Annotated in this window: 27 protein-coding genes and 1 rRNA gene; 4 read left to right on the top strand and 24 right to left on the bottom strand. The window is 60.1% G+C overall.

All coding sequences use genetic code 11. The features are described from left to right. Positions 1-41 precede the first annotated feature (41 nt). Positions 42-671 carry an epoxyqueuosine reductase QueH gene (locus CGS49_RS06430; RefSeq protein WP_097801052.1) on the top strand — a complete coding sequence of 210 codons (630 nt, stop codon included), beginning with the start codon at positions 42-44 and terminating at the stop codon, positions 669-671. Positions 672-957: 286 nt separating this feature from the next. On the opposite strand, the gene CGS49_RS06425 is transcribed toward CGS49_RS06430, so the two are convergent. The 7 genes from CGS49_RS06425 to CGS49_RS06395 form a co-directional block, all read right to left on the bottom strand. Next, positions 958-2,100 (bottom strand): MFS transporter, encoded by a 1,143-nt coding sequence (locus tag CGS49_RS06425; RefSeq protein ID WP_097801051.1) that lies wholly within the window; start codon positions 2,098-2,100, stop codon positions 958-960. Between the two features lie 259 nt (positions 2,101-2,359). Further along, entirely contained in the window at positions 2,360-3,325 is a 966-nt protein-coding gene (locus CGS49_RS06420) for an RnfABCDGE type electron transport complex subunit B (protein ID WP_097801050.1), read from the bottom strand. A gap of 15 nt (positions 3,326-3,340) precedes the next feature. Further along, a complete protein-coding gene (locus CGS49_RS06415; protein WP_097801049.1) occupies positions 3,341-3,973 on the bottom strand; it encodes an electron transport complex protein RnfA in 633 nt (210 codons plus the stop codon). A gap of 1 nt (position 3,974) precedes the next feature. Then, on the bottom strand, positions 3,975-4,640 hold the full coding sequence (rsxE, locus tag CGS49_RS06410) for an electron transport complex subunit RsxE (RefSeq protein ID WP_097801048.1): 666 nt from the start codon (positions 4,638-4,640) through the stop codon (positions 3,975-3,977). Between the two features lie 16 nt (positions 4,641-4,656). Beyond that, positions 4,657-5,208, bottom strand: coding sequence for an RnfABCDGE type electron transport complex subunit G (locus CGS49_RS06405; RefSeq protein ID WP_097801047.1), 552 nt, complete (start codon positions 5,206-5,208; stop codon positions 4,657-4,659). Further along, complete coding sequence (locus CGS49_RS06400; protein ID WP_097801046.1) at positions 5,205-6,164, bottom strand: RnfABCDGE type electron transport complex subunit D; 960 nt, start codon at positions 6,162-6,164, stop codon at positions 5,205-5,207. Before CGS49_RS06400 ends, CGS49_RS06405 begins: the two co-directional genes overlap by 4 nt. Beyond that, complete coding sequence (locus CGS49_RS06395; RefSeq protein ID WP_242975404.1) at positions 6,164-7,486, bottom strand: RnfC family protein; 1,323 nt, start codon at positions 7,484-7,486, stop codon at positions 6,164-6,166. Before CGS49_RS06395 ends, CGS49_RS06400 begins: the two co-directional genes overlap by 1 nt. Positions 7,487-7,812: 326 nt before the next feature. Between CGS49_RS06395 and CGS49_RS14540 the strand changes: the two genes are divergently transcribed. Next, positions 7,813-7,938, top strand: coding sequence for a hypothetical protein (locus CGS49_RS14540; RefSeq protein ID WP_275542717.1), 126 nt, complete (start codon positions 7,813-7,815; stop codon positions 7,936-7,938). Between the two features lie 151 nt (positions 7,939-8,089). Here the strand turns inward: CGS49_RS14540 and CGS49_RS06390 are convergent, their stop codons facing one another. From CGS49_RS06390 to CGS49_RS06340, 11 genes are all read right to left on the bottom strand, one after another. Then, positions 8,090-8,626: a DUF5662 family protein gene (locus tag CGS49_RS06390; RefSeq protein ID WP_097801044.1), complete on the bottom strand. Its 537-nt coding sequence runs from the start codon at positions 8,624-8,626 to the stop codon at positions 8,090-8,092. 149 nt (positions 8,627-8,775) lie between these two features. Next, complete coding sequence (locus CGS49_RS06385) at positions 8,776-10,656, bottom strand: glycosyltransferase family 2 protein (RefSeq protein WP_097801043.1); 1,881 nt, start codon at positions 10,654-10,656, stop codon at positions 8,776-8,778. A 3-nt stretch (positions 10,657-10,659) separates the two neighbouring features. Further along, positions 10,660-11,403: an ABC transporter ATP-binding protein gene (locus CGS49_RS06380; protein ID WP_097801042.1), complete on the bottom strand. Its 744-nt coding sequence runs from the start codon at positions 11,401-11,403 to the stop codon at positions 10,660-10,662. A 13-nt stretch (positions 11,404-11,416) separates the two neighbouring features. After that, positions 11,417-12,226 (bottom strand): ABC transporter permease, encoded by an 810-nt coding sequence (locus CGS49_RS06375; RefSeq protein ID WP_242975396.1) that lies wholly within the window; start codon positions 12,224-12,226, stop codon positions 11,417-11,419. 6 nt (positions 12,227-12,232) lie between these two features. Further along, complete coding sequence (rfbC, locus tag CGS49_RS06370; RefSeq protein WP_097801041.1) at positions 12,233-12,799, bottom strand: dTDP-4-dehydrorhamnose 3,5-epimerase; 567 nt, start codon at positions 12,797-12,799, stop codon at positions 12,233-12,235. A gap of 74 nt (positions 12,800-12,873) precedes the next feature. Next, positions 12,874-14,202, bottom strand: coding sequence for a D-alanyl-D-alanine carboxypeptidase family protein (locus CGS49_RS06365; RefSeq protein ID WP_097801040.1), 1,329 nt, complete (start codon positions 14,200-14,202; stop codon positions 12,874-12,876). Positions 14,203-14,298: 96 nt separating this feature from the next. Beyond that, complete coding sequence (locus tag CGS49_RS06360; protein WP_097801039.1) at positions 14,299-14,892, bottom strand: dipicolinate synthase subunit B; 594 nt, start codon at positions 14,890-14,892, stop codon at positions 14,299-14,301. After that, positions 14,889-15,683 (bottom strand): NAD(P)-dependent oxidoreductase, encoded by a 795-nt coding sequence (locus CGS49_RS06355; RefSeq protein ID WP_097801038.1) that lies wholly within the window; start codon positions 15,681-15,683, stop codon positions 14,889-14,891. Before CGS49_RS06355 ends, CGS49_RS06360 begins: the two co-directional genes overlap by 4 nt. A 149-nt stretch (positions 15,684-15,832) precedes the next feature. Further along, entirely contained in the window at positions 15,833-16,426 is a 594-nt protein-coding gene (locus CGS49_RS06350) for an ECF transporter S component (protein ID WP_097801037.1), read from the bottom strand. A 136-nt stretch (positions 16,427-16,562) separates the two neighbouring features. Then, positions 16,563-17,543 carry a Gfo/Idh/MocA family protein gene (locus CGS49_RS06345; RefSeq protein WP_097801036.1) on the bottom strand — a complete coding sequence of 327 codons (981 nt, stop codon included), beginning with the start codon at positions 17,541-17,543 and terminating at the stop codon, positions 16,563-16,565. A 28-nt stretch (positions 17,544-17,571) separates the two neighbouring features. Next, positions 17,572-18,468, bottom strand: a complete 897-nt coding sequence (locus CGS49_RS06340) for a type III pantothenate kinase (RefSeq protein WP_097801035.1) — start codon at positions 18,466-18,468, stop codon at positions 17,572-17,574. A 304-nt stretch (positions 18,469-18,772) separates the two neighbouring features. Between CGS49_RS06340 and coaBC the strand changes: the two genes are divergently transcribed. Further along, the gene (gene coaBC / locus CGS49_RS06335) at positions 18,773-19,969 is read left to right on the top strand and encodes a bifunctional phosphopantothenoylcysteine decarboxylase/phosphopantothenate--cysteine ligase CoaBC (protein ID WP_097801034.1); all 1,197 of its coding nucleotides are present in this window, start codon (positions 18,773-18,775) and stop codon (positions 19,967-19,969) included. A 35-nt stretch (positions 19,970-20,004) separates the two neighbouring features. Here the strand turns inward: coaBC and CGS49_RS06330 are convergent, their stop codons facing one another. Further along, a complete protein-coding gene (locus tag CGS49_RS06330; RefSeq protein WP_097801033.1) occupies positions 20,005-20,853 on the bottom strand; it encodes a DegV family protein in 849 nt (282 codons plus the stop codon). Positions 20,854-21,130: 277 nt separating this feature from the next. Between CGS49_RS06330 and murC the strand changes: the two genes are divergently transcribed. Next, on the top strand, positions 21,131-22,513 hold the full coding sequence (gene murC / locus CGS49_RS06325; RefSeq protein ID WP_097801032.1) for a UDP-N-acetylmuramate--L-alanine ligase: 1,383 nt from the start codon (positions 21,131-21,133) through the stop codon (positions 22,511-22,513). Between the two features lie 63 nt (positions 22,514-22,576). Here the strand turns inward: murC and CGS49_RS06320 are convergent, their stop codons facing one another. From CGS49_RS06320 to rrf, 5 genes are all read right to left on the bottom strand, one after another. Next, positions 22,577-23,050, bottom strand: a complete 474-nt coding sequence (locus CGS49_RS06320; protein WP_097801031.1) for an LURP-one-related/scramblase family protein — start codon at positions 23,048-23,050, stop codon at positions 22,577-22,579. A 132-nt stretch (positions 23,051-23,182) separates the two neighbouring features. Then, positions 23,183-24,139 carry a histidine kinase dimerization/phospho-acceptor domain-containing protein gene (locus CGS49_RS06315; protein WP_097801030.1) on the bottom strand — a complete coding sequence of 319 codons (957 nt, stop codon included), beginning with the start codon at positions 24,137-24,139 and terminating at the stop codon, positions 23,183-23,185. Beyond that, complete coding sequence (locus tag CGS49_RS06310; RefSeq protein WP_097801156.1) at positions 24,121-24,801, bottom strand: response regulator transcription factor; 681 nt, start codon at positions 24,799-24,801, stop codon at positions 24,121-24,123. The genes CGS49_RS06315 and CGS49_RS06310 overlap by 19 nt, the downstream gene beginning before the upstream one ends. Positions 24,802-24,806: 5 nt before the next feature. Next, positions 24,807-25,670, bottom strand: a complete 864-nt coding sequence (locus CGS49_RS06305) for a TraX family protein (RefSeq protein ID WP_097801029.1) — start codon at positions 25,668-25,670, stop codon at positions 24,807-24,809. Positions 25,671-25,808: 138 nt separating this feature from the next. Beyond that, a 5S ribosomal RNA gene (gene rrf, locus CGS49_RS06300) occupies positions 25,809-25,925 on the bottom strand. Positions 25,926-25,928: the final 3 nt, after the last annotated feature.

Here is a 25,928-nt window from a genome sequence, read left to right as displayed (position 1 = left end):
GAGCCTTTTTAAGGAATTGCTTGCAATCAGTATAACAAAGGATGATAAAAATGGCAACTCAACTCAATTTTGCCCAGCAGATGGATCTGGTGCTCAAAAATCTGGACGGCACACGGCCGCGCCTTTTGCTCCACGCCTGCTGCGGGCCCTGCTCCAGCGCGGTGCTGGAGCAGCTGTGCCAGTACTTCGACATCACGGTGCTCTATTATAACCCCAACACCTGGCCTGCCGCAGAATACCACCGCCGCGGCGAAGAACTGAAAAAGTTCGTGGCGGCCGCCCACCCGCTGGGCGTGACCGTGGTGGAAGACCACTACGACCCGCAGGAGTTCTATTCTGCCGTCACCGGCCTTGAAAACGAGCCGGAGCGCGGCAATCGGTGCACCGTGTGTTACCGGTTGCGGATGCGCCGGGCGGCCCAGTACGCGAAGGAAAACGGCTTCGACTGGTTCACCACCACCCTGTCCATCAGCCCGCACAAGGACGCCAAGCGCATCAACGCCATCGGGCAGGAGCTGGAAGCAGAGTTCGGCGTGAAACATCTGCCCTCGGACTTCAAAAAGCACAACGGCTACCTGCGCAGTTTGCAGCTCTCGGAAGAATACGGCCTGTACCGGCAGGACTACTGCGGCTGCGAGTTCAGCGCGAAAGCACGGGGAATTGAAAAGTAAAATGCAACCTCCCAGCAGGCCAGCGAGGTATTTCTCCGCGAACAGCCCTAGACACTGTCCCGCCCCAGTGCTGGCGCACCGGGGCCCCACCTCCAGGACATTCGCTGGAGAAACATCCCGCCGTCCTGCTGGACAACCGCATCTGTCCCGGCCGACGTGCCGGGAGTTTCTCCGAGGACCGTCCGCTGGGGTGGGACCCTGCCGCCGCAGGCGGTAGGGCGGGCGATGGAATGGCCCGAGTCGTGTCCGAGGAGAAAGCTTCCGGTACGTCGGCCCTTATCACCTTTTACTCCTCCGGCAGCTTTGCCACCAGCAGAGTGAAGATGATCAGGCCCACGCAGGGCACGATGTTGGAAGCCATACCGGCGGCAAGGCCCGCCTTTTCGGCCACGATGCCGATGATCCACGGCATGAGGATGGCACCGCTGGATGCCACCGGCAGCATGATGCCCATGCTGGTGACGCTGGTCATGCGGCCTGCGCTGGCAACTGCGGTGGGGTTCAGGCCTGCCATGGAGAAGGCAAAGGCGAACAGCAGCACGATGGCCGCACCCTGGGTGTGGGCCATGACCAGCAGCACATAGAAGAAGGTGCACAGCACGCTCATGCCCACCATGGCCTTGCGCGGGTTCTTGAAGGGGAACACGAAGGCAATGAGCAGGCGGGCCACCAGCGTGGCACCCCACATCACCGTGACGGTGTAGGCGGCCAGCGCGCCGGAAATGATGCCGCTGCCTTTAAAATAGGTCACCATCCAGCCGTTGACGCTCTGCTCCGCCGCGTTCTGGAAGAACAGCAGGCCGGTCAGCAGCCAGAACCGCGCCGAGCGCAGAAAGCTCCAGTCAATGGCCTGCTTTTCCTGCGCGTTCTTTGCCTTGCCGCCCGTCAGCGGGGTGAAGGCATACACCAGCCACAGCACAAGGCCCAGCGCCGCCAACAGGAACACTGCCAGCGCGGTGCTCACCTTTGCCGCCGCTGCAATGACAAAGGGGCACAGCAGTGCGCCGCAGGCATAGCAGCTGTGCATCAGATTCATGCCGCGGGTGCGGTCGGCGGAGTTGTCGCTGACCAGAATGGTGCAGGTGTTGATGACGCTGCCCTTGGCAATGCCCACCATGAAAAAAGCCAGTGCCAGCAGGATCTCTGCGCCGGTCAGGCCCATGATGGCATAGCCCGCCGCATAGCCGATGGTGAGCAGCAGCACACTGGGCTTCATCCCCAGCACACTGGGCAGCATGCCGATAAGCAGACCTGCCAGCAGGTTGCCCACGCTCATGAGCGAGAGCAGGGTGCCGGTCATGCCGTAGGCAAAGCCGTATTCTTCCTGCAAAAGGCTGACCACAACGCCCGCGCTGATGGCGCAGATGCCGCTGAAAAAGAAGGTGGCGAAACCCGCGTTGCGCAGGCGCGCGTTCTGTTGTTGATTCATGATGGGATGTTCCTCACTTCTTATGTTGCAATATACCAGGCCAAAGCAGAAGGCCGCTTGTTCTATTATAGCAATTCAACTTTTTAATGCAACAGCAACATCGTTGAATTGCATATCGCAGAGATGCTATTTTGATGTTGCGCTAATTTCTTGACTTGCGATAAACCATATTTTCACGCTATTTCAACCGGATTTTCTTATAAAGGCGCAAAAAGAAGGGATGGACGAAGTGTCCATCCCTTCTTTTTCGTTTGCTTGCTTATTCCGCCTTGGTCTCGGGCTTTGCCTCAGCCTTGGCTTCCGGCTGTGCAGCAGCCTGTGCAGGCTTTGCAGCGGGAGCCTGAGAAGCGGGCACTTCTGCCTTCGGGGCCTGTGCGGCGGGTGCAGCGGGCTTCGGGGCCTGCTTCACCACCGGCTTCGGGGGATTGGGATCGTCCTTCAGCGGGAACAGGATGATCTTCTTCGGGCACTTCTGGGCGCACATGCCGCAGCCCTTGCACTTGTCGTAATCCACGCGGGCCACACCGTCCACAACGTGGATGGCGTCGAACTTACAGGTGCGTTCGCACATGCCGCAGGCAATGCAGGAGGTGGTGCAGGCCTTCATGGCCACAGGGCCCTTATCCTGGTTGGAGCACATGACAACGGGCTTGCGCGGGCCTGCTGCGTCGATCATGATGACCTTCTTCGGGCAGATATTGGCGCAGGCACCGCAGCCGGTGCACTTGTCCTTGTCCACCTTGGCCACACCGTCCACGATGTGGATGGCGTCGAACTTACACACCTTGGTGCAGTCGCCCAGGCCGACGCAGGCGAAGGAGCAGGTCTTGGGGCCGCCGTACAGGGCTGCCGCAGCAGCACAGGTCTGGATGCCCTTGTAGTCGTAAGCGGGCTTACAGTGCTCGGTGCTGCCCTGGCACTGGACCACGGCCTTCTTCTCCACAGCACTTGCCTCGCCGCCCATGATCTTGGCGATGGCAGCAGCAGCCTTGGGGCCGCCGGGTGCGCACTTGTCGCAGGGGACGCCGTCCATGACGACAGCCTTTGCGTAGTCGGCACAGCCTGCGTAGCCGCAGCCGCCGCAGTTTGCACCGGCCAGGCAGCCGGCGACTTCTTCAATGCGGGGGTCTTCCTCAACAGCCATGAACTTGGCCGCTGCGACCAGAACGATCGCACCGATCGCGCCCACGACGGTACACAGGATAACAGCAGATACAATACTCATTTTCCTGTTCCTCCCTTACAGCGTGACATTGAACAGGTTTTCGACGATGCCGCCGAAGCCCATGAAGGACAGGCTGGTGATTGCGGCTGCGATCAGGGTGATGGGCAGGCCCTTGAAGGGTGCCGGGGGATCGCAGGCTTCCACGCGCTTGCGCACGCCGCTGAACATGACCATGGCCAGCATGAAGCCGACGCCTGCACCGATGGAGCAGACCAGAGCCTCAATGTAGGCAGCGCCAAAGCCCAGAGCAGCCACGTCTGCGCCGTAGTCGTCCACGACCAGAATGGTCACGGCCAGCACGCAGCAGTTGGTGGTGATCAGGGGCAGGTAAACGCCCAGCGAGTTATACAGGGCAACGACATACTTCTTGAGGAAGATCTCGATGAACTGCACCAGCACGGCGATGACCAGAATGAACACGATGGTCTGCAGATAGCCCAGGCCAGCCGGGTCCAGAATGAAGATCTGGATGGGGAAGGTCACAGCAGTTGCCATGAACATGACGAAGATAACAGCGCCGGACATACCAACGGAGGAGTCCAGCTTTTTGGAAACGCCCAGGAACGGGCAGATACCATAGAACTTCACCAGCACGTAGTTGTTGACAAGGATCATGCTGAAGAAGATCGCAGCGAGTTTGACTAACATCTTATTCTGCCTCCTTCTTCAGGTTGTCGATGTCGCAGCAGCTCTTGCGCTCGATGCGGGCATCCAGCTTGGTCTCCAGCCACACACAGCCGGCCATCAGCAGGCCGAAGCAGAAGAATGCGCCGGGGGCCTGGGTCATGATGCCGATCTTGGCCATGCTGTCCGGCAGGACCTTGAAGCCCAGCCAGGTGCCGCTGCCCAGGATCTCACGGATGGAGGCCATCAGCACAACGGTCAGGGTGTAGCCGATGCCCATGCCGATGCCGTCCAGTGCACTGTCCACCACGCTGTTCTTGCAGGCGAACATCTCGGCACGACCCAGGATGATGCAGTTGACGACGATCAGGGGCAGGAACACGCCCAGAGCGTTGTACAGGCTTTCCATGTAGGCCTGCATGAACATCTGCACGATGGTCACGAAGCCTGCAATGATGACGATGTAGCAGGGCAGATGCACCTTGCCGGGGATCACCTTGCGCAGCAGGGAGATTATGATGTTGGCGCACACCAGAACGAAGGTGAACGCAGCGCCCATGCCCAGTGCACTGGACACGGCAGTGGTGACAGCCAGCGTGGAGCAGGTGCCCAGAACCAGACGCAGAACGGGGTTCTCTTTGATGATGCCGTTGGTAAGGATGCTTACCTTGGACTTCTTTTCTTGTGCCATTTCTTACCAACCTCCTTTATGCCAGCTCGTTGTAGCAGTTCACGATGTCGTTCAGAGCGGCAAATAGTGCCTTGGAGGAGAAGGTAGCGCCGGACTTGCCGTCCACGCCGTTCTGGCCCATCACAACGCTCTGGGTGCAATCCAGACCATCGAACTGCTTCAGGAAATCATCCTCGGCCACGGCACTGCCGATGCCCTTGGTCTGGGTAGACGCATCCACCCAGATGCCGGTCTCGGTGCCGTTGGCGTCCAGACCAACGATGACGGTAACGATGCCGCCGTCGAAGCCGGACTCCTCAGCCTTGATGGCCATGCTGCCATCCGGGGCCTTGACCACACCGGTAACGCCGGCGGTGGTATAGTCGGTCACTTCTTCCAGCTCGCTGGCATCCGAAACAGACGGCAGCACGCCGACATAGGCGGCCAGAGTGGTGCGCTTGGTGTTCTCGGCAATGACCGGGGCGGTCATGCTGTTCACCAGTGCCAGCAGAAGGCTGACGATCAGGGAGATAACGCTCAGCACAACGATGGGCTTGATGGTGCTCTCCCAGTTGGAAGACTTACTCATTTGCCAGCACCCTCCTTTGCTTTCTTTGCAGGCTTGATGTAGCCATACGGGGTCTGACGGGTCAGATCATTGATGTAGGGGACCCACAGGTTCATGAACAGCAGTGCGAAGGACACGCCCTCGGTGTAGCTGCCCCAGTAACGGATGGCGAAGGTCACGATGCCCAAGGCTACGCCGTACACCAGCTTGCCCTTCAGGGTGAAGGGGCTGGTGACGTAGTCCGTGGCCATGAACACGGCACCAAACAGCAGGCCGCCGCTCAGCACAGCTGCCAGAGCAGCGTGCACACTGTGGGTAGCGATCAGATAGAAAATGAACATGCTGCCGACATAAGAAGCCGGGATGGCAATGCTGATGGTCTTGGTGGCAACCAGGTAGATCAGGCCCAGCACGATGGCCAGCGCGCAGGTCTCGCCCAGCACGCCGCCGTGGATGCCCATGAACAGATCCAGCAGGCTCAGCTTGGAGGTATCGGCCACAGCCAGCGGGGTAGCGCTGGACAGCTGGTCCACTGCTGCATCCGGGAAGACCCACTTGTTCATGGAGCTTGCAAAGCTGATGAACAGCACGATACGGCCCACCAGAGCGGGGTTTGCAAAGTTCATGCCGATGCCGCCGAACAGCTGCTTGACGATGACGATGGCCACCAGGTCGCCAATGATCAGCTGGCCCAGAGGCATGCCCACAGGCACGTTCATGGCCAGGATGATGCCGGTGACGACGGCAGACAGGTCACTGATGGGGTTGGGGCGCTTCAGCAGCTTGCAGTACAGCCACTCAAATGCCACGCAGGCAACGACAGACACTGCCGTGACCAGCAGGGCGCGCATGCCGAAAATGATCGCAGAGGCCACCACGCAGGGGCACAGGGCAACGATCACGTTGGCCATCAGGCCCGCGGTCGTCTCCTCGCTGCGCACATGCGGGGAAGCCGAAACAATAAGCTTCGTATCCATTACTTATTGCCTCCTTTTTTGATTTCACCGAGGTAGAATGCCTTTGCCAGGCTCATCATCTGGGTCACCGGGCGCTTTGCCGGGCAGACGAAGGAGCAGCTGCCGCAGTTGAAGCAGTAGTCTGCATGGAGCTTGCCCAGCTCCTGCACGTCACGGGCAGCATATGCCTGGTTCACTTCCACGGGCTCCAGGCCCATGGGGCAATACTCCACGCAGCGGCCGCAGCGGATGCAGGGGCTGACGGGAGCGGGCTGTGCGGCGGTGTCGCTCAGCAGGATCAGGCCGGAAGTGGTCTTGGTGGTGGGATAGCTGGTATCCTGCACAGCGGGGCCCATCATGGCACCGCCTGCCACCACCTTGCCCAGAGTCACGCCGCCCTTGACGCCGGCGAAGTCGATGATGTCCTGGTAAGAAGTACCCACGGGCACCACGATGTTCTGGGGCTTTGCGCAGGCATCGCCGTCCACGGTGATGGTGCGCTCGACCACCGGCATACCGGTGGCCAGATACTTGCCCAGGGTGGAGACGCTGGTCACGTTCATGACGATGGCGCCTGCATCGGCGGGCAGACCGCCATGGGGCACTTCGCGGCCCAGGCACTTCTCGATGAGGATCAGCTCAGCGCCGGTGCCGTAGACACTGGGCAGGGGCTTGACCTCGATGGCGGAATCGCCACTGGTCTTCTTGCACAGCAGGTCGATGCACTCAGGCTTGTTGTTCTCAATGCCGATGACGCACTTCGGGATGCCGGTGTACTGCAGCACGGCCTTGATGCCGCGGATGATGTCATCGCTGCAGTTCAGCATCTCCTGGGTGTCGCTGGTCAGCCACACTTCGCACTCGGAAGCATTGATCAGCAGGGTATCCACCTGCTGCTTGGGCTGCAGCTTCACGTCGGTCGGGAAGCCTGCGCCGCCCAGACCCACCAGGCCGCAGTCGCGCACGGCCTTGAGGAAGCTGGCTTTATCGGTGACTTCCGGTGCCTTCACGGCCGGGTCCACCGTCTGCTTGCCGTCGGTCTTGATGACGACAGAGTCGCACATACGGCCATTGGACAGACGGAACGGCTCCACGGCAGCAACGGTGCCGGAAACACTGGAATGAATATTTGCGGAGACAAAGCCGCCAGCCTCACCGATCTTGGTGCCGACGAACACCTCATCGCCCTTCTTGACAAGAGCTTTGGCAGGTGCGCCGATATGCTGGCTCATAAGGATGCGTACCTGCGCGGGCAGAGGCATCGGGACAGGTTTGCTTGCAGCAGTTGCCTTGTCATGCGGCGTATGCGCGCCAAGCGCCGCACGTTTCAGCTTGTTCAACATGGATTTCAAATCCCCCATTCTGCTTGAATTGCCATCCCCTCGCCCATGCAGGCGCACTGGTACAGGGACAGCAGCTGCTTAACACACTTATTGTATCATTTTGGCGCGGGAAGTCAACGACAATGGAGCGAAAATGATGCATTTTCCTGAACTTTCTTCTCCTTTTTCGGCGGTTAGTTTAGACTAATCAGCGCATTTTTTTGCTTTTACGCCCATGCGCCGCCGGTGTTTGCCTTTGCGGGCGGAATATGATATACTAGAACCACCCAAACTGCGGAACATCCCCCCGCTCCGCCCAAGACTTTTTTCCAAGGAGGCTCCAAGCCATGAAAGTACTCAAAGCCCTGCTCGCTGTCCTGACCACCCTTGCCGTGGTGCTGACCGGTATGCTGCTGTTCTGGCAGGACAAAGCCGCTCCGCGCTATATCCAGATCTACGAAAACGAGGAATAAGCCCCGTTCCCGATAAACGACAAAAAGCTCCCCCAGCCTGAACGGTCTTGCCGCCCGGGCTGGGGGAGTTGTGGTCTGCGGGGCGGTGCGCCCCGGGCAGAAAAACACCGCTGACCGTTCGTCAGCGGTGTTTTTTGTCAAAATATCACTCTCAGTAATCTTTTTCGCAGCCCAGCAGAAACTTCATGTACTGGAAGGTGCGGTCATGGCCCAAGTCCTTCACCATGGTCAGCAGCTTTTCCAGCAGGACGCGGGTCTCCGGGTGCATCAGGTAGTGGTCCTTGCTGCGCTCGTAGTACTCCCACGGAGAAGCATCGGTGTACTTGTCGCCCAGATAGATCTGGCTGGCCGCCACCCGGTCGCACACCATCTCGCACACATAGCGCAGGGGCATCTTCATGCCGCCCATGCCGGATTTGTTGGTGGTGTAGTCGATCCAGTATTCCAGATGGTGCTTGTTGCGGCCCTTGTGGTGCAGCCACGCGGAGGAGTAGCCCCGCGCCGCGCGCTCAGCCTCGTTGGGGCTGTGGTCGCCCTGATAGTAGATGCACCCCGGGATGAACTCGGTGGGGCTGTACTTGCTCAGGTCGTGGGCAAGGCCCTGCTCGTAGAGCCCGCAGGCAAAGCAGTATTTCATCACCAGCAGCTTGTGCCGGGTGATGGTCTCAAAATGGCCTTTGATGTTCATTGGTGTTCCTCCGCTTCTGCAAAGGCTTCCCCCAGTCGGGGGAAGCTGTCACCGCAGGTGACTGATGAGGGTGTGTTTTCAGCGCTCTCCATTCTGCGCCCTCATCCGCTTCACTTCGTTCAGCACCTTCCCCCGTCCGGGGGAAGGCTTTATGCTCCCCGATAGCGCACCGTGATCCTTCCCTCTTTCAGGCCGCGCAGGTCGTCGCTCTCAGAAAAATCTTCCCGGTCGCGGGTGAGGTTCGGGTTATAATAGGGATCGTCCAGAATGTTTTCCTTCCCGTGCACGGTGTAGAGCCGCTGCTGCTCGGCGGCAAAGCGGGCCGCCTTCACGGGGTCTTTTTCGTCCCCGCCGCGGCTCTTGCTCTCGTAGTGGGTCAGCTGCGCGTAGGGCGTCCAGGCAATGCGGTAGCCCGCATCCCGCACCCGCAGGCAGAAGTCCACGTCGTTGAAGGCCACGGCGAAGGCTTCGTCCAGACCGTGCACTTCGTCCCACACACTGGTCTTCACCAGCAGGCAGGCACCGGTCACGGCGGAAAAGTCCTGCACAGTGGCGGCACGGAACATGTAGCCGCTGCCGCCCGCCTTGCGGTACTTGTGGCTGTGGCCCGCGTAACCGCCAAGGCCGGTCACGACGCCTGCATGCTGCAGGGTCTCATCCGGGTAGAGCAGCTCTGCGCCGCAGATGGCCGCCCCGCCGGGGTGGGCGCACTGCCGCAGAAGCTCGGTGAGCCAGTCGGCATTGCGCACTTCCACGTCGTTGTTCAGCAGCAGCAGATAATCCCCGCTGGCGTACCTGCGGCCAAAGTTGTTGATGGCCGAGAAGTTGAAGCCCTTCTGCGGCCAGACGACCACCTGCAGGCCGTCGTAGCGCTGCTTTGCCTGCTCATAATAGGAAAAGGTGGCCGGGTCGGTGGAGTTGTTCTCGATGACGATGACCTCGAAGTTCTCCCAGCTGGTCTTTGCCCAGAGGCCGTGCAGGCACTTTTCCAGATCGTCGGTGTGGTCTTTATTGGGGATAAGGATGCTCACCTTCGGGTCCCCCACGATGTCCCACTTCACCCGGTAGGTGCTGGGATACAGACCATCTTCCACGGTGCCGGTGCGGCCGGTGCGGGCCAGATGATCCGCCAGCGCCTTTTTGGCCGCCGCCGCCACATAGGGCTTGGCGTCAGCACCGCCGGAGGTGGAACCCTCATGCACCCGCCAGTAGTACAGCACCTGGGGCACATGGGCCGCGCCGCCGGTCTTTTCCGCCAGCCGCAGGAACAGGTCATGGTCCTGACTGCCGTCGCACTCCGGCCTCTCGCCGCCAATTTCGTCCCACAGTGCTTTTTGAAACACCGCCAGATGGCAGATGTAGTTGCAGCACAGCAGATAATCCGGCGCATAGTCTGGCTTGAAGTGGGCCACGATGGGCCGCTGGATGCTTTTGGAGAAAAGCGCTTCGTCGCTGTAGAGGAAGCCGTCCGGCTTTCCCTGCGCCCGCAGCTGCAGAATGGCCTTGCCCATGGTGTACATGGCGTGGGGCGCAAGGATGTCGTCGTGGTCGGCAAGGGCCAGATATTCGCCGTCGGCCAACGCGGCAGCCGCGTTGGTGTTGGCTGCAATGCCCCTGTTTTCGACTTTTTTGTATACGATGCGTTGATATTTCGTCTGATATTCCTCAACGATACGTTTTACATCGGCATGTTCCGCGTCGGAAGCATCGGCAAGGCAGAGCTGGCCGTTTGGGGCCGTCTGGTTCACGAAGGAATCCAGAAATTCCCGCAGATATTTTTCCGGCGTATTATACAGCGGGGTGAGGATGCTGATAGTGGGCAGGCCACAGGTCTCTGCCGTCTTTCCGGCCATTTCTGCCCTTTGGGCTTCCAGCACCTTTTTGGCGGGCAGATAGCGGGCCCTTTTGCCAAAGCAGCGGCGCTTGACAAAGCCCGCGCCCCGTTTGAGCATGGTGGGCAGGCCCTCGTCTTTGGTCAGCTGCACGGCATAGCCCGCCAGCTCTTTGGCACGTTTCAATCGCAGATTCATGGTTTATGCCTCGCCGCGCTGCGTTGCTTTGTAGGCCGCGCAGACCGTCGCGGTATCTCCGTTCATTTTCAGGTGTCCATGGCTCAGCCAGGCCACCTTGGTGCACATGCGCTCGATCTGCTCGATGGAGTGGGACACCAGAATGACCGTGGTACCGCCCGCCATCAGCTCCTGCATGCGCTTTTCGCACTTTTGCTGGAACAAGAAATCGCCCACCGAGAGCACCTCGTCCGCAATGAGGATATCGGGCTTGGTGATGGTGGCAATGGCAAAGCCGATGCGGGCCACCATGCCGGAGGAGTAGTTCTTCAGCGGCACATCCAGAAAGTTTTCCAGCTCGCTGAACTCCACGATCTCGTCAAATTTTTCGTCCAGATACTTGGGCGAGAAACCCAGCACCGTGCCGTTGAGGTAGATGTTCTCGCGGGCGGTCAGGTCCATATCAAAGCCCGCGCCCAGCTCGATGAGGGGTGCGATGGTGCCGTTGACGGTCACTTTGCCCTTGCTGGGCTTGTACACGCCTGCAATGGTCTTGAGCAGGGTGGATTTGCCCGAGCCGTTCAATCCCACAAGGCCGTAGAAATCGCCGGGCATGATGTCCAGACTCACGTCCTTGAGGGCATAGAACTCATCGTACTGCAGGCGGCCCTGCACCATGGCGAGGAAGTATTCTTTTAAGCTCTCATGTTTTTCTTTTGAGAGGTTGAAGCACATGGAAACATTGTCCACTTTGATGATCGGTTCCATTGTTCTCCCTCCTTTAAATATGCAGAACGAAGCGGTCCTGCGTTTTGCGGAACACGCCTACGCCCACCAGCATGGACAGCACCGCGCAGATGCCGCACACCGCGAACATGTTGAAGTCCAGCGGGATGCCCCACATCACAGTACGGCGGAAGCCCGTGATATACCAGTACATGGGGTTCAGCTTGATGATCTGCTGCATGTTGAAGCCGCCGATGGAAAAGGTCATCTGGGTGGGGTCGTAGAAGATGGCGGAAAAATACAGCAGGGCGGTGATGAACACGCTCCAGATGTGCATGATGTCCCGGAAGAACACCGTTGCTGCCGCAAGGAACAGGCCAACGCCCAGACTGAAGAAGAACAGCGTCGCCAGCGGGTAGATGGCCTCGATCAGGGTCAGGTGGAAAGGTGCCCCGGTGAAGATCATCACCAGCAGCAGCGCCACAAAGCTGAACACGCAGTTCACCATGGCAAAGCAGCACTTTTCCAGCGGGAAGATATACTTGGGGATATACACCTTTTTCAGCAGAGGCGCCGCGCTGAGCACGCTGCTCATGCTGGTGGAAGTGGCCTCGTTGAAGAAGTTGAACAGCAGCTGGCCGCACATCAGGAAGACGGCAAAGTTGTCGATGCCGCTGCCGCGCATGTCCATCAGACTGCTGAACACCGCCCAGTACACAAGGCACATGAGCAGCGGGTTCAGTACGCTCCACACCACGCCCAGCACGCTGCGGCGGTATTTGAGCTTGAAGTCACGGCTGACGAGGTTCCACAGCAGATAGCGGTAGCGCCAGAAGCCGTTCCACATTGCTTTGAGTTTTGCCACGGGCGATCACCACTTTTCAAAATATTCGAACTTCTGGGCGGCAAAGGGCTCATGCAGCTTGTCCTTTGCGCTGGTCTTGTGCTCGCAGCCGCAGTCCGGCCACTGCACGTTGACAGTGGGGTCGTCGTAGGGGATGCCGCCCTCGCTGGTGGGGTCGTAGACATCGGTGCACTTGTAGCAGAACTCTGCTACATCGCTCAGCACGAGGAAGCCGTGGGCAAAACCCTCCGGGATATAGAACATCTTCTTGTTCTCCTCGGACAGGGTCACGCCGACCCACTTGCCGAAGGTGGCGCTGTTGGGGCGGCAGTCCACGGCCACATCGAACACTTCGCCCTTGGTCACACGCACCAGCTTGCCCTGGGTGTGGTTCTTCTGGAAGTGCAGGCCGCGCAGCACGCCGCGGGTGGAGCGGCTCTGGTTGTCCTGCACGAATTCCTTATCAATGCCGGCTTCAGCAAACTGGTCCTTCTGGTAGGTCTCCATAAAATAGCCGCGGTCATCGCCGAACACCTGCGGCTCAATGACCACGACACCGGGGATCTCGGTCTGAGTAAACGTAAACTTGCCCATATTTTTGTACCTCTCTTTTTTGTGAAGCATTTTATTTTATCTGGAAAAGTCTGGTTTTGTGCAGGCTTTTGCGCTTATTTGCCATGGCGGGATGCACTGCGGGCGCGGCGTTTTTTGCGCTTTGCCAGCAGCCGCACGATGAAAAAGGTCACGGCCGCCGCTGCCACGGTGGACCCCAGCGAGATGCCCAGCAGCCAGAGCGCCCGGCCCTTGGGCTGCACGGCTTTGGCGGCTTCCAGTTCGGTGCCGGTGCTGTTTTCCAGCAGCTCGGTCAGGCCGGAAATTTCCGCTTTCACCCGCACGCTGGTGCTCTCCTGCTTTGTGCCGCCCCGGATGGTGTACACCGCGTACACCTCCGGCTCGGTGCCCAGCACATACGTCTCGGGCAGTTCCAGCGAGACGGTCACATCTTTTGCGGACAAGCCGTCGGCCAGCAGCAGCCGCACACCGGGGTCGGAGACAGTGACCGTGCCAAGGCTCTCGCCGCCGCCTGTCACCGGCAGCTGCGCCGTCACGCCCTGGGCGGGCAGATCGGTGTAGCCGGTAAAGGTGCTGAAGGCGTAGTCCAGCAAAGTGCGCACATCATTGTATTTATCGGTGCTCAGCTCGCTCTGCATGGTCACGCAGATCAGGCGCACGCCGTTCTGTTCGGCAAGGCAGGCGTAGCTGTAGCGGGCCGTGTTGGTGTAGCCAATTTTGGACCCCAGAATGGACGAAACGTGGTACCGGCTGGAGCCGATGCGCATTTTGTCCTGCTGGGAGAAGTAGCGGGTCACGGGCTGGACGTTGGTGGGCTGCATGGTGTACATCTCGCTACGGGTGAACACATCTTCAAAGCCCGGCTGCTCCAGCGCCCAGCGCAGGATCTGCGCCATGTCGTAGCAGCTGGTGTAGTGGTCCTCATCGCTGATGCCGTGGGGGTTCGCAAAGTGGGTGTGGGCAAGGCCCAGTTCCTCCACCTGCTCGTTCATCTTTGCCACGCCGCCTTCGATGGTGCCGCCGCCGAAATATTCCGCCAGCAGGTTCGCGCCGTCGTTGGCGCTGGCCATCTGGGTGGCATAAAGGGCATCAACCAGCGGCACTTCTTCCCCTTCCCGCAGGGCGATATGGCTGGAGTCCGTGCCCGCCAGCGAGTAGACGTCCTCGTGGGTCACGGTCAGCTTCACGCCGTCCCAGTTCCCCTGGGCCTTTTCACAGGCAAGGCCCAGCGTCATCACCTTGGTGATGGACGCCGGGTGCAGTTCTTCGTTCATATTCTGCTGGGCCAGCACAAGGCCGGTGTCAGCATCCACGATGCAGTAGGCGCGGGTGGCGCTGAGGGCGGGCCTGGCCGCCGAAGCGCCCGGCAGGCACACGCAAAGCACAAGCAGCACAGCGCAGAGCGCCGCTGTCAGTTTTTTCATCTGGTTTTTCTCCGTCGCAAGTTTTTCTGCCCGTCGTACCGCACCGGCAAAGCATCAAAGTCAGTATACCACATTTTGAGCCCGCTGAAAAGACATTCACGCGCCCCTTTGCCCCAGCAGCACCGGCTGCAGCTGGCGGCCCTGCAGGGCCGCTTCCAGTGCAGCGGGCAGGCTGGAAAGGTCTGCCTTCAGGCTGCTGGGCTTCTGGATGGGGTCATCCTGCCCGTAGGGCACGAAGAAATAGTGCTTGCGCTGGAACAGCCGGGCAAGATTCTCACCCGATGCGCCCAGCCCGTCGTTGGTGGAAATGCCCACCACCACCGGGCACCCCACCCGCAAAAGGCTCTTGGCTGCCAGCGTCACCGGTGTATCCGAAAGGCCCGCCGCCAGCCGCGCCAGCGTGGCCCCGGTGCAGGGCGCGATGACCAGCGCCCGTGCCAGCCGCTGCGGGCCCAGCGGCTCCACAGCCTGCAAAGTGTCCCGAACGGCGTGGCCGGTCAGCGCTTCCAGCCGGTCTTTCCAGTGTTGCCCGGTGCCAAAGCGGGTGTCCTGCCCCGCCGCAAAGCTCATGATGGGTAAAAGCTCCCAGCCCTGCCGGTTCAGCGTTTCTGCTGCCGCCAGTGCCGCGTCCAGTGTGCAGAAGCTGCCGCACACCGCAAACGCGATGGTCCCCCGTTTTTGTGTGTTCATGCTCGTTCCTCCCGCTCCCGCAAAATGGTCAGCACCGTGTGGGCCACGGCTTCGCCCGCGGTCTCCGGCGCACAGACCGCCGGCAGGCTCAGCGCATGGATGACCTTATGCCCCAGCCGCCGGGCCGCGTCAAAGTCGGTGCCGCCGGGCTTCGACGCCAGATCGACGATCAGGCTGCCGGGCCGCAGCGCCGCCAGAACCGGGGCCGTCAGCACCCGGGCCGGGACGGTGTTCACCACCGTGTCAAAGGCCGGGGCCAGTGCATCCAACCGGGAAAGTGCGGCCCCCCGCAGACCAAAGCTCTCGGCCACCGCCCGCTGTTCCGCGCGGCGGGCGCAGACGGTGACGTTCATGCCCAGCGCCGCCAGCCGCACCCCCAGCGCCTGCCCCACCGGCCCAAAGCCCAGCAGCAGAAGGTTCTCGCCCCACAGGGTGCGGGTGCGCTCGCGCAGCAAAATGCCGATGCAGCCCTCGGCAGTGGGGATGGCATTGTAGACGGTCAGCTCCGGCCGGGCAAAGTAGTCGATGAGTTCCACGCCCGCTTCCCGCGCGATGACCTTTGCCTGCACGGAAAGCCTGCCGCCCAGCGCCAGTGCCCCGGGCTTTGCGGCCCGCAGCAGTTCCGCCAGCGGGGTGCGGCTCTCGTCCAGCGGGAGCGGCAGCAGGATGTAATCTGCCAGCGCCACCTGCTCGGCCCCGCTCACCGCATAGCCCGCCCGTTCCAGCGCCCGGCCTGCCGCCGCCTGCCGGGCGTCGCTGCCCACCACCGCAAACCGTTTTCCCGCTTTCATACTGCCATCCTCCCCGCTGTGTTGTGGGCCATCCTATGCAACGGATGATTTTTGCGTGACAACAAAAAAGGACTGCCATGCATGATGCACAGCAGTCCCTTTGAAAAAATATTTTTACGGAATGCGCCGCCCTGACATTCGGCACATCTTTATTTTACGAACTTCGCCACGGCGCGGGCCACGATGCCGCCCAGAATGCCGGAGACGAGGAACTCGGCCACGCCCTGCACGCCGACCAGCAGCACCACGAACATGAAGGGGTTCGCAGCGCCCTTGACGGAAACGAGGTTCTGCACATAGTCGCAGCCGTAGAAGGCCAGCACGATGTAGCCCATGAAGAACAGGGTGTTCAGGGCCGGGGCGCACATGGCGCTGACGATGTAGCTCCAGGTGCCGGGCTTGTCGAAGCGCTTGATGGCGTTGAAGATCAGGCCCACGCACAGGCCCATCAGCACGCGCATGCCCACGCACAGGATGAAGGTGTTGACCGGGCTCACCTGGAACAGGGCACCCGTCATGGCCGAAGCACCGGTGATGGCGTCATAGAAGCTCACCGCGCCGAACACACCGCCCAGCAGCGCGCCCACGGCCGGGCCCATGGTGATGGCACCCACCGCGATGGGAAGGGTGAGAAAGCTCATGTACAGCGGGCCCACCGGCACACTGCCGAGGCCGACCAGTTTCATGACCAGTTCAATGGCGACAAGCAGCGCCACGCGGGTAAGAGTCTTGGTGTTTTTCATAATTCAATTTTCCTCCTGCTGCCGTTCCGCCCGATACGTCGGATACGGCGCAAACCTGCCCGCTCTATGCGGGTTTTGGGTTGATATTCAAACAATGGAGCGCGTGTTGTCAGGGCGTGTTCCAAATGGGGAAAGCTCAGTTGTCGCCGGGGAAGCGGATGCCCGCATTCCGGCGCGCCACGGTCAGCACCCGGCTGACCGCAATGGAAGTGTCCTGCATCCGGGTGCAAAGCTCCTGGTCGCCGCCTTCCAGCGCACGGGCAAATGCTTCGAACTCGGCCGCCTGCCGGGGCCTGCCACCGTTCAGGTTGTAGTGCTCCTCCTTGCCCTCGTTGGGGTGGAAGGTAACGCCGCCGCAGAAGTTGGCAGTGGATTTCTGCAGAATATAGCCCTTCGTACCCTGAATGACATACCGGGCCGGGGCGGCGCAGTCCTTGGCGGCGATGCTCACCGCACGGAAGCCGCTGTACTCCATGGTCAGGATGCCGCTGGTGTCGATGCTGCGCTCAATGTTGGCGGTGTACTTCACCTGATTCGGCTCACCGAACAGGCCCACGATGTAGCTGACATTGTACACGCCCAGATCCATCAGAGCACCGCCGGCGCAGTTCGGGTCGAACACCGGCGGGGTCTCGCCCTTGCAGAAGGCGTCGTACCGGCTGGAATACTGGCTGAAATTGCACTGCACCAGCTTCACCGTGCCGATGCGGGGCAGCAGCTCCCGGATCTTTGCATAGTTTTCAAGGTACTGGGTGGTGACGGCCTCAAACAAAAACACCTTTTTGTGCCGGGCCAGGTTCACCAGTTCTTCGGTCTGTGCCGCCGTGGGGGCCATGGGCTTTTCCACAATGACATGTTTGCCTGCCTCCAGTGCCACGCGGGCGTATCGCACATGCTGCAGGTTCGGCACCGCGATGTACACCACATCCACCCACTGCAGCAGCTCCAGAAAATTGGTTGTGTGCTGGGGCACGCCGTACTGCCCGCACAGGCTCTGGGCCAGCTCGGCGCTGCGGGGCGTCGAGCAGATGGCCTGCACCGTGAAGGGCGTATGCTCCACGAGCCACGGCAAAAATTCCTGCACGATCTTGCCCGTGCCAAGAATGCCTAATTTCATGTTGTTCTCCCTATCCTATCGTCTCTCGTCAGCCCGTCCGTGCTTCGTCGGCCCGCTCGCAGCGGGTGCGCTTTCTGGGGTAGCGCTGTCTGGCGCGGCCATGCTGGTTCTGCGGGCCATAATGCCTGCCGCCCGCACTGTGGTGCTGGGGCTGCTGAGCGTTGAGCTGATACAGCAATGCCAGACCCTTCATGAGCAGTTCCGGGTCATAGGTCAGCGGGTGGCGGCACAGCGGCGTGACATACTTTGCCAGGCCCCCAGTGACCACCAGCGTAGCCGGGCGGCCCAGTTCTTCTTCGATGCGCTGCACCATGCCGTCAATGAGCACGGCCGTGCCCATCACCGAGCCGGACAGCATGCACTTTTCGGTATTGGTGCCGATGGCACTTTTGGGCGAGCCGAGATGCACCTGCGGCAGCTGGGCACAGCGTTCGCCCAGAGCCCGCAGCCCGGTGGAAAGCCCCGGACAGATGACGCCGCCCCGGAACACCCGGTCCTCATCCACCACGTTGAAGGTGGTGGCGGTGCCAAGGTCTACCGTGACCACCGGCAGCGGAAAGTTCGCCGCCGCATAGGCCGCATCCACAAGGCGGTCCTTGCCCACAGAGCCGGGTTCATCCACCCCCATGGTCAGGCCGGTGCGGATGTCCGGCGACACGATGACCGGCTTTTTGCCGGTGTAGTGACGGGCGCACTCGGCCAGTGCACCGGTGATCTGGGGCACCACGCTGGTGAGCACAGCGCCCTCAAAGCGCATGGGCCGTTCCGGGTGGCGGCGATGCGCAAAAATTTTATCCATTTCGGCACGATATTCAGCAGCCGTACGGGTGCGCACCGTGTCCATGCGCGCCACAAAGCATACACGTCCGTCCCGAATGCCCCCCAGGGCGACGGTGGTGTTGCCTATATCAATGGCTAAGATCATAATTCTGTTTTCCTTTTACAGTGCGGTTTAGCGGTGTGCCGGGAGCTTTCTCCTCAGACACGATTCGGGCCATTCCATCGCCCGCCCTATTGCCTACGGCAACAGGGTCCCACCCCAGCGGACGGTCTTCGGAGAAACTTCCGGTCCGCCGCTGGAGCCTGTCTATTCTTTATCAATCCGTATTTTACCGCATTTTGACCCAGGATACAACCCCGCCGAAAGATTTTGTTGTGCTGGCGGAACTTTTGCATTATACTAAGGGAAGATATGTGGAAACAGCACGTTTTTGCAGGAGGTTAGACCAATGGATCTGAAAGGCAAATGCGTCCTTCTGGGCGTCACCGGCGGCATCGCCGCTTATAAAATGGCCAATGTGGCCAGTGCACTGCGCAAGCTGGGGGCCGACGTGGAGGTCATCATGACCAAAAATGCCACCCAGTTCATCACCCCGCTCACCTTCGAGACCCTCACCGGCCACAAGTGCATGGTGGATACCTTTGACCGCGACTTCAAGTTCGAGGTCACCCACATCTCGCTGGCCAAGAAGGCAGATGTGATCCTGGTGGCACCGGCCACCGCCAACGTCATCGCTAAAATGGCCCACGGCATCGCCGACGATATGCTCACCACCGTGGTGCTGGCCGCCAAGTGCCCGAAGCTGGTCTCCCCGGCCATGAACACCGGCATGCTGGAAAATCCCATCACGCAGGACAACATCGCCACGCTGCAGCGCTATGGCTTTACGGTCATCCCGTCCGAGAGCGGCGTGCTGGCCTGCAAGGATGTGGGCAGCGGCCGCCTGCCGAAGGAAGACGTGCTGCTCGAGTACATCCTGCACACCATCGCCCGGCCCAAAGACCTGGCTGGGGTGCGGGTGGCCGTCACCGCCGGGCCCACCCAGGAGTCGCTCGACCCGGTGCGCTACCTGACCAACCACTCCACCGGCAAGATGGGCTACGCCCTCGCCCGTGCCGCCGCCATGCGCGGTGCCGAGGTGACCCTCATCCACGGCGAAACTGCCCTGCAGCCGGTCAAGTTCACCACCGACGTGCCGGTGACCACCGCCCAGCAGATGTACGAGGCCGTCACCAGCCACTTTGCCCAGACGGATGTGCTCATCATGGCCGCTGCCGTGGCCGACTACCGTCCCGCCGTTGTGGCCAATGACAAGATCAAGAAAAAGGACGGCGACATGTCCATTCCGCTGGAGCGCACGCCGGACATCCTGGGCACCATCGGCCCGCAGAAGACCCACCAGTTCCTGTGCGGTTTTTCCATGGAGACCCGCGACCTTGTGGAAAACTCCTCTGCAAAGCTCACCAAAAAGAATCTGGACATGGTGGTGGCCAACAACCTGAAAGTGGCCGGGGCCGGCTTCGGCGTGGACACCAATGTCGTCACCCTCATCACCCCGGACGGTGCCCGGGAGCTGCCGCTGATGAGCAAAGCCGACGTGGCAGACGCCATTCTGGATGAGATCCTGAAACGGCGCACAACGTAAGAAAAATGGCTGTTGCGATGCAACAGCCATTTTTCTTACTTCTCTTTCCGTGCAAACACGATGCCGATGGTGCCCGGGCCGGAGTAGCCGCCGATGGTGGTGCCGATGTCGGTCTCATAGCACTCGGCAAAATTGCCGTATTTTTTCAGGCCTGCCTTCACGGCGTCCATGCAGCCGGGCTTCGGCTGGCAGGAGGAGATGAACACCAGCCCGTCCTCGATGTCGTCCCGGTCTGCCAGACGGTCGGTGATGTACTTGCCCACGCAGATGGGCAGGCTGCCGCGGTACTTTTTGACCACCTTCAGCTCGCCGTCAATGACTTCCAGCGCCGGTTTGATGCCCAGCAGGTTGGCCCCGAAGGCCAGCACACCGGAGCAGCGGCCGCTTTTGGCCATGAAGTCCAGCCGGTCCAGCACAAAGCTCAGCTCCACCCGCCTGGCCAGGCTCTGCAGCCGCATGGCGATGTTGCGGGGCGGCAGGCCGTCGGCTGCCCACTTGGCCGCCTTCAGCACAAGATAGCCCTGCCCGGTGCAGATGTTCTGGCTGTCCACCACATAGACGTTTGCAAAGTCCTCTGCGGCCAGCTTTGCGTTCTGGTAGCAGGACGAAAGCTTGCTGCTGACCGAGATGTGGATGACCGCGTCGTAGTCCCCCGTGTAATTGCCAAAGAATTCGGCGTACTCCACCAGATTCGCCGCGGCGGATTTCGGCATCTTGCCGCCGCCGTTCACATAGGTGAACACATCCGCCGGGTGGATGGTGACGCCGTCCAGATAGCTGTCCTCGCCCATCAGGATGTGCATGGGCATCAGGGTGATGTCCCATTTTTGCAAAAGTTCGGCAGACAGATCGCAGGTGCTGTCCGCAGTGATCTTGATCTTCACGTTGCTGCTCCTTTTTCAGATGGTTTCGTTCCCTTTTATTTTAGCACAGATGCTTCAAAATTGTGAAGTATTTCCTTCTCGCAAATGTAAATCTTTTATGAATCCCGGTTTTCTTGTACACATATCACAAAATCAGAAAAGGAAATATGGTTCTTTCCGAAAATTCGATTTTTCCTGTTTATTTTGTGCGCCAAAAATTATATAATAAGATGTATCCCAAACGAATGGATGGAATCGGCCTGCTCTGCAGCCGTTAATTATTTGGAGGTTGCCTTATATGTTCATGTACACCGATTACAACCAGCACCTGCTGGACAATGTAAAAAAGATCCACTTCATCGGCTGCGGCGGCAGCGGCATGTACCCGCTGATCCAGATCCTTGCGGCAAAAGGCTACGAGATCTCCGGCAGCGATGTGCTGGATGGCAGCATCATCCGCTATGAGCGGGAGATGGGCGTGAAGGTCAGCCTGGGCCACAGCGCCGACAACGTCATTGGCGTGGATCTGGTGGTCTACTCGGCAGCCATCTCCAAGGACAACGTGGAGCTGAATGCCGCTTCCTCCTACGGCATCCCCACCATCGAGCGCAGCGTGCTGCTGGGCTATGTGAGCCGCCTGTACAAGCAGAGCATCTGCGTGTCCGGCACCCACGGCAAGACCACCACCACCTCCATGATCACCACCGCACTGGAGCTGGCCGGCCGCGACCCCTCCGCCGTCATCGGCGGCAAGCTGCCCCTCATCAACGGCTACGGCAAGGCCGGCAAGGGCGATGACATCGTCATCGAGTCCTGCGAGTTCGCCGAGACCTTCTTAAAGCTCACCCCGTACCTGTCCGTGGTGCTGAACATCGACAACGACCATCTGGACTACTACGGCAGCATGGGCGAGCTGAAGTTCGCCTTCAAGCGCTTTGCCCTGATGACCCAGTTCATGATCTTTGCCAACGCCGACGACAAGAACACCATGGACGTCATGTACACGCTGGACCGCCGCGTACGCACCTTCGGCATCAAGAACGACGGCGACTACCAGGCCCTGAACGTGAACGAATACAAGCCCGGCTTCTTCGAGTTCGACCTGAAGGAGTGGAGCAAGATCACCGGCCACATCCGTCTGGCCGTGCCCGGCTACCACAACATCTACAATGCTCTGGCCATGTGCGCGGTGTGCCGCTTTGTGGGCCTGACCGTGGAGCAGTGCGCCGAGGCTGCTCTGAACTTCAAGGGCGCAGGCCGCCGCTTTGAGGTGTACGGCGAGTGCAACGGTGCGCTGGTGGTGGACGATTATGCACACCATCCCACCGAGCTGCGTGCCACCATCACCACCGCAAAGGAAATGGGCTACAAGCGCCTGATCGTTGTCCACCAGCCGTTTACATACAGCCGCACCAAGATGCTGTTCAACGACTTCGTGGATGTGCTCAAGATCCCCGATATCACCGTGCTGACCCCCATCATGGGCAGCCGTGAGCCCAACGACCCCACCATTACCAGCGCAAAGCTGGCCGCGCAGATCCCCGGCGCTGTCCTCGTGGACGGCCTGAAGGAAGCGGCCGACTGGGTCAAGCAGAACGCACAGCCGGGCGACCTGGTGCTCACCCTGGGCTGCGGCGATATCTACAAGGCCGGCAAGATGATGGTGGCCGACGCACAGTAACTTTTCCCTGATACGCAAACGAGGAACGACCGAATGGCCGTTCCTCGTTTTTTGTTTATTATATCAGTTCCGAGAACACTTCTCCGCGTCGATGGCCAGCACGAACATCAGCACATAGAGCGCGTCGTCCGGGTCGGCAATGTCCAGAATGTAGGTGTCTGTCCAGTGGAAGATCTCTTTGGACACGGTGGCCACGGTGCGGCCGTCCGGGCCGGTGATGGTATAGTCCCACTCAGCAAAGTCGCCCTCCACGTGCCAGCCGTTGAAGTCGATGTTGTACTTGGGTTTGAACCAGCTCCACTCCTTTTCCAGGTGGCCGATGCACGCTTCCCCCTCGTACAGCTCGAACCGGGGCCGCCAAGTCAGCACTTCCTGCTTCACGGTGCCCAGCTCGTGGGCCTCGTTCGCATCAAAAATTTTCAGGCAGTGCCCCCAGGAAAGCTGCCCCTTGACCACATAGACGGTGTTCTCGTTTTCATCGTAGATGTCGTAGCTGTCAAACCAGGTAAATGCGCGCTGTTTAAAAAGCAGTTTCATCTTCCCCACCTCATAAAGAATACGATCCGGGACGGCATTTTGGTGCAGTTTTCTTTGAATATACCATCTTTTTCCGTTTTTCGCAATCCTCATGCAGGCACCGTAGAGCGCTTTCCCCGAACGGTGCCGGTTTTACTGCGGCATGCTACTCTTTTTCGTCTTGTACTTCAGCGGCGTCTGCACCTCGGCGCGGATTTTTCCCAGATAAGTGCGGGTCTGCTCGGCGCCCTGCAGAATGGCTTCCACCTGCGCTTTCTGTTCCGGCGTCAGCGCGTCCTCGGCCAGCAGTTCAGCGTTGCCCTCGATGATGGTCAGCGGTGTTTTCAGCTTGTGGGAAAGCTGGATGATCTGCTCCCGCTGCCGCTGTTCCATCGCCCACTGCTTCTGTAAGCTGCCGGTCAGGGCGTCACCCATGGTCTGCAATGCCTGCAAAGTGCTCTCGTACTCCCGCACCTTCGCGCCGGAAAACACCGCGCTGTCCAGCTCCTTCCGTGCCACCGCCTGCGCCGCCGCAGTCAGCTTTTCGGTCTCCCGGGTCAGGAAGCGCCCGGTCCTGTGGGTGCTCCACACCACTGCCCCTATCAGCAGCAGAATGCCCAGAATGCAGTGCACGGTCTGCATATCCGGCAGCACGCCCCGCAGCGCAGGGTCGGCGTAGGGCACGGCATAGTCAAATTGCAGCAGACAGACCGTTCCGTCCTGCAATTTTGACGTCATATAATACTGCGTGTAGCCAAAATGCCAGCGGGTTTTCCCCTGCCGGTTCTCCATTGCCCGCTGCAAGTGCCCGGCATCCATGTTGGTGGCCAGCACCTCGCTGCTGTCCGGCGCGGCAAACAGGGCGTACCGGCACAAGGAGTCCAGCTGCGTCTCGTCAAAAGTAGCGGCGGTCATGCCCGGTAAAACGTCCTGTGCGGCTTTCTGGCAGGCCTGTGCAGCTTGATTCGCGGGAAGAAACAGCCCGCCGTTCTGGATCCACAGCATCAGCACCAGCAGCCACCCCACCGCGACCAGCAGGCAGGCCAGCGCCGTGCGCACCAGATATTGCAGCAGCACGCTGCGCAGAGAGGTCAGTCTTCGCTTTTCCATCGGTATCCCACACCCCATACGGTATTGAGCAGCTTTTCCGGCTCCGGCACACCCGCTGCCCGCAGCTTTGCCCGGATATTTTTGATGTGCTGTGTCACGGCGGTGTCGTCCGCAGTGCCATCAATGCCAAAAACCGCTTCGTAAATTTGCTCTTTGGTAAAGGTCTGCCCGGCGTAGAGCGCCAGATATTCGCAGATGGCATATTCCGACCGGGTCAGCGGAAGCGGCGTTTCGCCCACGGCCGCGCTCTTGGCCGACAGGTCAAACGCCACACCGCCGCGCACCAGCCGGTGCGCCGGTGTGCGGTTCTGCCGCCGCAGGTGCGCCGCCACCCGGGCCCGCAGTTCGGCCACCCGGAAGGGCTTTTGCAGGTAGTCGTCTGCCCCGATGCCCAGTCCTTCCAGCACGGCGGGCTCGTCCGTCCGGGCGCTCAGGAACAGGATGGGCGCTTCGGTCAGGCTGCGGATGCGGCGGCACACCGCAAAACCATCCTCGCCGGGCATCATCACATCCAGCAGGATGCAGTCTGCCCAGCGGCAGAGCGCCTCGGTGAGCGCCGCGCCGGAAAGCCGCGTTTCCACCCGGTGACCGTCCCGCTCCAAGGCGGTGCGGATCAGCGTGCAGACCTCTAAATTGTCATCCACTGCCAGAATGTTAGCCACAAGATTCACCTCAACACGTTATAAACAAGGCAGGATGCCCCGTACAGCAGGTACACATGGGCGGGGTAGAACCAGTAGAACAGCCGCTTGTGCCCGCTGCCGCGCTGCCCGTTGTACAGCAGCATCAGCAGCACCGCCAGCACCCCGAACCACTCGTAGTAGTCGGTGAACATCTGCGTCCACACAAAGCCCTCCTGCCCGCAAACCGCCCGGAAGTTCAGGGCAAAGTCACACAGGAAAATGAGCAGTGCCCATACCGTCAGCTGCACGCGGCGATGACCTCGCAGGGCATACAGCAGCACGCCGCCCAGCAAAAAGCTCCAGCCGCCATCCGTGATGGTCGTCCACATGGGCAGCGGGCTGGTGATGACAAACGCCACGATTGTCGAGGCAATGGGCATCTCCTGTACCCCGGGAAAGAGCAGCAGAAAAACCACTACCACATACGGCCAGCACAAAACGGCGGCAATGGCAGCAATGCCCTTGGCGAATTTTTTCTCCCGCAGCCAGTCGATGCCCTGCCAGACGATGCACAGCAGCGCAAGATCCTGAAAAATAGCGTTCAGCGGGTAGAAGCCGTCCCCGCGCCGGAAGGCTTTGGCGTAGATCATAAAGAATTCCAGCGCCGCCATAGCCGCGCCGATAGCCCAGATGCGGATAAAATACCGCTTGCGGTCATGGGTGTGGGCAAAGCCCTCCACCGTGCAGAACAGAAACAGCGGTGCACTGAGCCGCCCCAGCATACTGAACACCGTCGGGATGCAGCCGGTGAACTCAAAAAAATAATGAATGTGGTCCAGCACCATCAGCACCAGCGCGATGGTCTTGAGCTGGGTACCGTCCAGCCCCTTTTTCGTTAATTTTTCCATAGAGATTCTCCTTTCGTTGTGCAAACAGTGTAACAGGAGAATCTGTAGAAAGTATAAGGTTCTGCCTTTATGATACTATTTTCTGCCCCGAAACGCAACAAAAAAGCCCTGAGACTTTCATCTCAGAGCTCTTTGTTAAGTCGGCGACTACCTATTTTCACGCGCCGTTTCCAGCGAACTATCTTCGGCACAAGTGAGCTTAACTTCTGTGTTCGGAATGGGAACAGGTGGAACCTCACCGTCATCGACACCGACCGA

This window comes from Faecalibacterium langellae, assembly GCF_002549775.1.
Classification (GTDB): Bacteria; Bacillota; Clostridia; order Oscillospirales; family Ruminococcaceae; genus Faecalibacterium; species Faecalibacterium langellae.
This window is presented reverse-complemented; position numbering and strand designations above follow the sequence as displayed.

Coding starts and splice junctions, on each gene's coding strand:
- CGS49_RS14540 (WP_275542717.1), top strand. CDS start 7,813: ATGAAAGTACTCAAAGCCCTGCTCGCTGTCCTGACCACCCTTGCCGTG.
- CGS49_RS06430 (WP_097801052.1), top strand. CDS start 42: ATGATAAAAATGGCAACTCAACTCAATTTTGCCCAGCAGATGGATCTG.
- rfbC (WP_097801041.1), bottom strand. CDS start 12,799: ATGGGCAAGTTTACGTTTACTCAGACCGAGATCCCCGGTGTCGTGGTC.
- CGS49_RS06360 (WP_097801039.1), bottom strand. CDS start 14,892: ATGAACACACAAAAACGGGGGACCATCGCGTTTGCGGTGTGCGGCAGC.
- CGS49_RS06305 (WP_097801029.1), bottom strand. CDS start 25,670: ATGGAAAAATTAACGAAAAAGGGGCTGGACGGTACCCAGCTCAAGACC.
- CGS49_RS06365 (WP_097801040.1), bottom strand. CDS start 14,202: ATGAAAAAACTGACAGCGGCGCTCTGCGCTGTGCTGCTTGTGCTTTGC.
- CGS49_RS06405 (WP_097801047.1), bottom strand. CDS start 5,208: ATGAGTAAGTCTTCCAACTGGGAGAGCACCATCAAGCCCATCGTTGTG.
- CGS49_RS06385 (WP_097801043.1), bottom strand. CDS start 10,656: ATGAATCTGCGATTGAAACGTGCCAAAGAGCTGGCGGGCTATGCCGTG.
- CGS49_RS06415 (WP_097801049.1), bottom strand. CDS start 3,973: ATGTTAGTCAAACTCGCTGCGATCTTCTTCAGCATGATCCTTGTCAAC.
- rsxE (WP_097801048.1), bottom strand. CDS start 4,640: ATGGCACAAGAAAAGAAGTCCAAGGTAAGCATCCTTACCAACGGCATC.
- coaBC (WP_097801034.1), top strand. CDS start 18,773: ATGGATCTGAAAGGCAAATGCGTCCTTCTGGGCGTCACCGGCGGCATC.
- CGS49_RS06420 (WP_097801050.1), bottom strand. CDS start 3,325: ATGAGTATTGTATCTGCTGTTATCCTGTGTACCGTCGTGGGCGCGATC.
- CGS49_RS06340 (WP_097801035.1), bottom strand. CDS start 18,468: ATGATCTTAGCCATTGATATAGGCAACACCACCGTCGCCCTGGGGGGC.
- CGS49_RS06345 (WP_097801036.1), bottom strand. CDS start 17,543: ATGAAATTAGGCATTCTTGGCACGGGCAAGATCGTGCAGGAATTTTTG.
- CGS49_RS06320 (WP_097801031.1), bottom strand. CDS start 23,050: ATGAAACTGCTTTTTAAACAGCGCGCATTTACCTGGTTTGACAGCTAC.
- CGS49_RS06380 (WP_097801042.1), bottom strand. CDS start 11,403: ATGGAACCGATCATCAAAGTGGACAATGTTTCCATGTGCTTCAACCTC.
- CGS49_RS06400 (WP_097801046.1), bottom strand. CDS start 6,164: ATGGATACGAAGCTTATTGTTTCGGCTTCCCCGCATGTGCGCAGCGAG.
- CGS49_RS06355 (WP_097801038.1), bottom strand. CDS start 15,683: ATGAAAGCGGGAAAACGGTTTGCGGTGGTGGGCAGCGACGCCCGGCAG.
- CGS49_RS06425 (WP_097801051.1), bottom strand. CDS start 2,100: ATGAATCAACAACAGAACGCGCGCCTGCGCAACGCGGGTTTCGCCACC.
- CGS49_RS06315 (WP_097801030.1), bottom strand. CDS start 24,139: ATGGAAAAGCGAAGACTGACCTCTCTGCGCAGCGTGCTGCTGCAATAT.
- CGS49_RS06350 (WP_097801037.1), bottom strand. CDS start 16,426: ATGAAAAACACCAAGACTCTTACCCGCGTGGCGCTGCTTGTCGCCATT.
- CGS49_RS06395 (WP_242975404.1), bottom strand. CDS start 7,486: ATGTTGAACAAGCTGAAACGTGCGGCGCTTGGCGCGCATACGCCGCAT.
- murC (WP_097801032.1), top strand. CDS start 21,131: ATGTTCATGTACACCGATTACAACCAGCACCTGCTGGACAATGTAAAA.
- CGS49_RS06390 (WP_097801044.1), bottom strand. CDS start 8,626: ATGAACATCAAAGGCCATTTTGAGACCATCACCCGGCACAAGCTGCTG.